General features: G+C 61.5%; 3 protein-coding genes. 1 reads left to right on the top strand and 2 read right to left on the bottom strand.

The features are described 5' to 3' along the window. Positions 1-219: hypothetical protein (locus EN925_RS40335; protein WP_206633120.1), on the top strand; the 219-nt coding region annotated here is incomplete at its 5' end. Positions 220-234: 15 nt separating this feature from the next. On the opposite strand, the gene EN925_RS35475 is transcribed toward EN925_RS40335, so the two are convergent. Next, positions 235-1257 carry an aldo/keto reductase gene (locus EN925_RS35475; protein WP_127368769.1) on the bottom strand — a complete coding sequence of 341 codons (1023 nt, stop codon included), beginning with the start codon at positions 1255-1257 and terminating at the stop codon, positions 235-237. After that, on the bottom strand, positions 1254-1477 hold a 224-nt coding region (locus EN925_RS40330; protein WP_206633119.1), incomplete at its 5' end, for a hypothetical protein. The genes EN925_RS35475 and EN925_RS40330, both read right to left, overlap by 4 nt.

Below are 1477 nucleotides of genomic sequence, written 5' to 3'. Positions count from 1 at the left end.
AAAAGCCGGGCTTGCCCGGCTTTTCATTTTGGTGCCCTACGTTGGTTCATGCGACCAGAAAAGCCGGGCTTGCCCGGCTTTTCATTTTGGTGCCCTACGTTGGTTCATGCGACCAGAAAAGCCGGGCTTGCCCGGCTTTTCATTTTGGTGCCCTACGCCGGTTCATGCGACCAGAAAAGCCGGGCTTGCCCGGCTTTTCATTTTGGTGCCCGACGCTGACGCGACGCGGCCGGCTTATGCGGTCGGCGCATCAGTGCGCATAAGACCTTCCTCCTTGAGGTCCGCCCAAAGTGCTGCGGGCAGTTTCGCATCGAGCAGCGAGCGATTGCTCTCGACTTCGCTCGGCCGTTGGCCACCGGGGATCACCGAAACGACTGAAGGATGCAGCAGCGGGAATTGCAGGGCGGCCTCGATCAGCCTGACACCATGACGCTTGCAGACGTTCTCGATCCCGGCGACCCGGTCGAGTATGTCCTTCGGCGCTTCGGAGTAGTTGTAGTAGGATCCGGGCTTCGGCCCTGTTGCGAGGATGCCGGAGTTGTAGGGTCCGCCGAGAACGATGCCGATGCCGCGTGCCTGGCAGAGCGGCAGGAAGGACGTCAGCGCCTCCTGTTCCAAGAGCGTATAGCGCCCCGCCAGCAGGAACAGGTCGAAGTCGCCGCGCTCAGCCAGCGTCTGCGCGACCTGCCACTCATTGATGCCGCCGCCGAACGCCTTGATCACGCCCTGGTCGCGCAGCGACAGCAGGCCGTAATAGCCCGAGCGCATGAACTCCTCGATGCGCCGGTCGGAGGCTTCCTTGCTGCCATGCGTGAAGATGTCGACATCGTGCACGAAGAGGATGTCGATCCGGTCGACGCCGAGGCGCTCAAGCGAGGCTTCGAACGAGCGCATGACACCGTCATAGCTGTAGTCGTACACCTCGCGGCGTGATGGCGTGTCGAAGAACTTGCCGATGCCGGTGCGCTCTTCGGGCGGGCAGGCACGCATGATGCGGCCGACCTTGCTCGACAGCACATAGTCGTCGCGCTTCTTGCCGCGCAGGAACGGGTTGAGCCGCGTTTCCGAGAGGCCGAGCCCATAGAGCGGCGCGGTGTCGTAGTAGCGGCAGCCGGTCGCCCAGGCGGCCTCCAGCGTGGCGTTGGCGTCCTCGTCGGAGACGGCACGGTAGAGATTGCCGAGCGGCGCCGCGCCGAAGCCGAGCTCGGTGAAACTGATGCCGCCATTGCCGATGCGGTCGAAATGCCGTGTCTTCATATCCTGCCGTTTGCCTCGCTTGATTTGTCTGACATGACACTATCACGCCTGTGATCAGGCAAAAGCATAGCTGCGCGTTGGACACGCATTTTCACGGTTGCTAGCATAACGAAATCAAGCTGTTCGTGGCAGCAAGAGCGGCAAATACCAGGGTGATTTTTCAATGGCGGGTTTGCGGTGAGCGACAAGAGCAAAAGCCTGTTCGAGACCTCACTTGAGG

Origin of the sequence: Mesorhizobium sp. M7A.F.Ca.US.006.04.2.1 (assembly GCF_004022915.1) — a bacterium.
In the GTDB taxonomy this organism is placed as follows: Bacteria; Pseudomonadota; Alphaproteobacteria; order Rhizobiales; family Rhizobiaceae; genus Mesorhizobium; species Mesorhizobium ciceri.
This window is presented reverse-complemented; position numbering and strand designations above follow the sequence as displayed.

What these genes read in the sequence shown, in the direction of transcription:
- EN925_RS35475 (WP_127368769.1), bottom strand. Translation starts at nt 1,257, where the DNA reads ATGAAGACACGGCATTTCGACCGCATCGGCAATGGCGGCATCAGTTTC.